Raw genomic sequence first — 4655 nt, 5'->3', positions numbered from 1 at the left:
TAAACAGACTGCTAAGTCTCTGGAAAAACGAAGCTAAAAAGCTCTTCCCGCGGCGCTTTAAGGGTGGTCTGAAAGCCCCCGATGCGCTATATGAGTCAAGGTCGCGGTGGGTCTGACTTTGGCGTCCATGCTGTCCCGTCTGTTGCGGACGAAGGTTACGTGCCCATTCGTGCCAGCTGATCGAAATTTGCTGCTGTTTTCGCTACCGACAATCGCGCGCGACAGGCGTTGCGCGATGCGACCAAAGGGACGCGGGAGCCGCAGTCGAACCTGACCGGATCTCTCCTTGTCTGACTCCGAAGATGATAGACCCGGCGAACCGCCGGTGCCTTCCGATATTCGTCCCGTATCCATCCTCGACGAGATGAAGCGCTCCTACCTCGATTACGCCATGAGCGTGATCGTGGCGCGGGCGCTGCCGAATGCGCGCGACGGCCTGAAACCGGTGCATCGGCGCATCCTCTATTCGATGTACGAGCAGGGCCACACGCCGGACAAGAAGTACGTGAAATCGGCGCGCGTAGTGGGCGATGTCATCGGTAAATATCATCCGCATGGCGACCAGTCGATCTACGACGCGATGGTGCGCATGGCGCAGGATTTTTCCATGCGCGTGCCGCTGATCGACGGTCAGGGCAATTTCGGTTCGGTGGATGGCGATCCGCCGGCGGCCTACCGATACACCGAAGCGCGGCTTGCGCGCTCCGCGATCCCGCTGCTCGACGACATCGACAAGGACACCGTCGACTTCCAGCCGAATTTCGACAATTCGGACAGGGAGCCGACGGTCCTTCCGGCGAAATATCCGAACCTTTTGGTCAACGGCGCCGGCGGCATCGCGGTGGGCATGGCGACCAACATCCCGCCGCACAATCTCGGCGAGGTGATCGACGCCTGTGTCGCGCTGATCGACAATCCATCGCTCACGATCGACGATCTCATCAACATCATTCCAGGCCCGGATTTCCCGACCGGCGGCATCATCCTCGGCCGCCAGGGCATCCGCTCGGCCTATCATCTCGGCCGCGGCTCGATCGTGATGCGCGGCAAGGTCTCGATCGACACCATCCGCAAGGAACGCGAGGCGATCATCGTCACGGAGATCCCCTACCAGGTCAACAAGGCGAGCATGGTCGAGCGCATCGCCGAGCTGGTGCGCGAGAAGAAGATCGAGGGGATTGCCGACCTCCGCGACGAGAGCGATCGCGAGGGCTATCGCGTGGTGGTCGAGCTGAAGCGCGACGCCATGGCGGACGTGGTGCTGAACCAGCTCTACAAGTTCACGCCGCTGCAGACGGCGTTTCCGGCCAACATGCTGGCGCTGGACGGCGGCCGGCCGCAGACCATGAACCTGAAGGACATGCTGACGATCTTCGTCGGCTTCCGCGAACAGGTGGTGACGCGGCGCACCAAATTCCTCCTCAACAAGGCGCGCGATCGCGCCCACATCCTGGTCGGCCTCGCGATCGCGGTCGCCAATATCGACGAGATCATCCGCGTCATTCGCACCTCGCCCGATCCCACCACCGCACGCGACACGTTGATGTCGCGCGACTGGCCGGCGCAGGAGGTCTCCGCGATGATCACGCTGATCGACGATCCGCGCCATCGCATCAATCCCGACGGCACCGCGCGGCTCTCGATGGAGCAGGCCAAGGCGATCCTCGATCTGCGCCTGCAGCGGCTTACCGCGCTCGGCCGCGAGGAGATTTCGGAGGAGCTCGACAAGCTCGCTGTCGAGATCGCGGACTACCTCGACATCCTGCGCTCGCGCGCCCGCGTCCAGGCCATCATCAAGTCCGAGCTCTCCGAGATCAAGGCCGAGTTCGCAACGCCCAGGCGAACTGTCATCATCGAGCAGGAAGGCGAGGTCGAGGACGAAGACCTGATTCAGCGCGAGGACATGGTGGTCACGGTCTCGCACGCCGGCTACGCCAAGCGCGTGCCGCTGTCGGCCTATCGCGCGCAGCGCCGCGGCGGCAAGGGCCGCGCCGGCATGCAGACGCGCGAGGAGGATTTTGTCTCCCGGCTCTTTGTTGCTTCAACACACACGCCGGTGCTGTTCTTCTCCTCGCGCGGCCAGGTCTACAAGGAGAAAGTCTGGCGATTGCCGGTCGCTGCTCCCAACGCGCGCGGCAAGGCACTGATCAACATCCTGCCGCTGGAGCAGGGCGAGCGTATCACGACCATCATGCCGCTGCCGGAGGACGAATCCTCCTGGGCACAGCTCGACGTGATGTTTGCCACGACCGGCGGCGATGTCCGCCGCAACAAGCTCTCCGACTTCGTCGACGTGCGCCGCTCCGGCATCATCGCCATGAAGCTTGACGAGGGAGAGTCGATCGTCGACGTGCAGATCTGCACCGAGCGCGACGACGTGCTGTTGACCGCCGCCGGGGGCCAGTGCATCCGCTTCCCCGTCGCCGACGTGCGCGTCTTCACCGGCCGCACCTCGATGGGCGTGCGGGGCATTGCGCTGGCCGGGAGCGACAAGGTGATCTCGCTCGCCATCCTGCGCCACGTCGAGACGTCATCGGACGAGCGCTCGGCCTATTTCAAGATGCGCCGCGCGGTCGCGGGCGAAGCGGCTGCGGAAGAGCCGGCGGAGACGGACGCCGAGGAGACCTCCAGCGCCAGCGAGCTCTCGCAGGATCGCTATGTCGAGATGTCGGCGGCCGAGCAGGTCGTGCTCACCGTGTCCGAGAACGGTTTTGGCAAGCGGACCTCGTCCTACGAGTACCGCACTACGGGCCGCGGCGGCAAAGGCATCGTCGCGATGAGCGTCAACAATCGCAACGGCAAGCTGGTGGCCTCATTCCCGGTCGAAGAGGCCGACCAGATCATGCTGGTGACCGACAAGGGCCAGCTGATCCGCTGCCCGGTCACCGACATCCGCATCGCCGGCCGCTCGACCCAGGGCGTCATCGTGTTCGACACTGCCGACGACGAACATGTGGTCGCGGTCGAGCATATCGGTGAGGACACCGAGAACGGCAATGGCAACGGCAATGGCAATGGCAACGGCCAGGGTGCCTAACGCGGGTACTCATGAGTTCGCGAGGTCCCGAAGCCTCCGTTAAGAGGTAGGCGCTATAGGTTCTCCACTGTCCAATTCCGGCAATGGCGGGCCCATCGCGCCATCGCGGTCCGGGCCGTGTATTCACCTTCCGCAGCCACCAATTCCTGCCGATAAACGATCGCTTCTTTGATCGACGAGACGCTGATTTCATCGCCATAGGCTGCGATGAACAGTTGAAGTCGCCGTCGTTGCTCCTGTGAGGCTGACGCCGGCGCGATATCCGGATCTCCGAGATCGAGCCAAAGCCACGCTGCGTAGCCGAGGTCCATCAGCCGCGTTCCGGGCGCGGCTGTATCGAAGTCAATCAGCGCCATGGGAAGTCCGGCGCGAAAGACGAAATTGCACGGCGACAGATCGTTGTGACAGACGACCTCAAGTCGCCGTGGTGTGCCAGTTTGGTGACCCAGCAGCCCGACCGTGGCGTCATGAAACTTACGGATCAGCTGCGCGGCTGCGACGAGCACCTCGTCGTTGTGCCAGCCGAGATCTGCCGGAACCTCGCCCTCGATATAGGACAAGATATCTCTGCCCTTGTCGTCAGTGCCGAGAAACCGCGGCGCGCCGTCGAAGCCGACCGCGGCCAGATGTTCGAGCAGCACATGGACGAACTCGGCCGTCAGCCGTGGCGGGCGTCGCACAGTCTGTCCCACGCGCACGACGGCAGCCGTAGTGCGCCCGCCTTGAAGCGGGATTTCGGCGTCGCTCATGGAGGTAAGAATACGGTAAACGAATTGGTTCCGGGAAGATGTGTGATCGTCGAGGTCAGCCGGCCGTGTCGCGCGCCAACCGCACATCATCGCCCCGGAAATGACGAGTGCGACGCAGATGCCCGGCTGGAGGCGGTCAGGAGGCCTGGGTTGGGGAAAGTTCAGGGACAAATGCGGATGCTTTTGCGCGACGGTTTTCCCCACCTGCCGCCTTCGCGACGAGCAAAGCGGAGCGGTGGCCGGAACCGCAGATCGCCAGGCGCAATGTCGTTAGGAGACGAGGAAGCGGTCTGGCGCTACGGCGTTCGGTCAGCCGTCACCAGCCGCGCTTCGCGGACATCGTTCTGCCCCTTGGTGCCAGCGCGGCGCAGGCAGGACACCTCGAAATTTGGCCAGGCATGCTCCGAGCATCCAGTCCCGATGGCATGGATGTCCAGCCGGTCGCCCTTGGCGAGCACCTGCGGGACGCTGGCTTCGACTTGCGGGGCGAAGCCGGGCAGAATGGTGAGGGCTGCGGCGACACACGCAGCCACCGCGATCGCTGAAAGCGCCTTGATCATGACGGTCCCCAAATGAAAAAGGCCTTTTCGGCCGTTGTTGTGTTAACCAAGTAGTAACCAAACGCGGTTTCCAGCCGCCTTCGCGGAACGCGGAAAATGGTTTCATTGCCGCCGGCTTCTGTTTCGTCAGGTAGCCCCCGAGGAAACAGAAGCGCTGCGGGCCGGCTGGAAACGCCCGGTCGAGGCTGAAGGTTCACGGACTGCGGCGTTATTTCTTCAGGCCGGGTTCGGCTTGCCGGGCCGGACCGGGCACGCTAGGAGGGGCGCATGCCTCGTATTGCCCTGTATCCCGGCTCTTTCGATCCCGTC

Annotated in this window: 3 protein-coding genes; 1 reads left to right on the top strand and 2 read right to left on the bottom strand. The window is 63.5% G+C overall.

Going from position 1 to position 4655, the window contains the following annotated elements; genetic code table 11:
- The first annotated feature begins 286 nt into the window (after positions 1-286).
- A complete protein-coding gene (gyrA, locus tag JOZ76_RS14965; protein WP_291699398.1) occupies positions 287-3037 on the top strand; it encodes a DNA gyrase subunit A in 2751 nt (916 codons plus the stop codon).
- A 53-nt stretch (positions 3038-3090) separates the two neighbouring features.
- Here the strand turns inward: gyrA and JOZ76_RS14960 are convergent, their stop codons facing one another.
- Both JOZ76_RS14960 and JOZ76_RS14955 read right to left on the bottom strand, forming a co-directional pair.
- On the bottom strand, positions 3091-3990 hold the full coding sequence (locus tag JOZ76_RS14960; RefSeq protein WP_291699397.1) for a phosphotransferase: 900 nt from the start codon (positions 3988-3990) through the stop codon (positions 3091-3093).
- A gap of 92 nt (positions 3991-4082) precedes the next feature.
- Positions 4083-4346: a hypothetical protein gene (locus JOZ76_RS14955; protein WP_291699396.1), complete on the bottom strand. Its 264-nt coding sequence runs from the start codon at positions 4344-4346 to the stop codon at positions 4083-4085.
- Positions 4347-4655 lie beyond the last annotated feature (309 nt).

Source organism: Bradyrhizobium sp. (genome assembly GCF_019244115.1).
Lineage (GTDB): Bacteria > Pseudomonadota > Alphaproteobacteria > Rhizobiales > Xanthobacteraceae > Bradyrhizobium.
This window is presented reverse-complemented; position numbering and strand designations above follow the sequence as displayed.

Bases quoted from the DNA above. Each gene is read 5' to 3' on its own strand.
- JOZ76_RS14955 (WP_291699396.1), bottom strand. From the start codon at position 4,346: ATGATCAAGGCGCTTTCAGCGATCGCGGTGGCTGCGTGTGTCGCCGCA.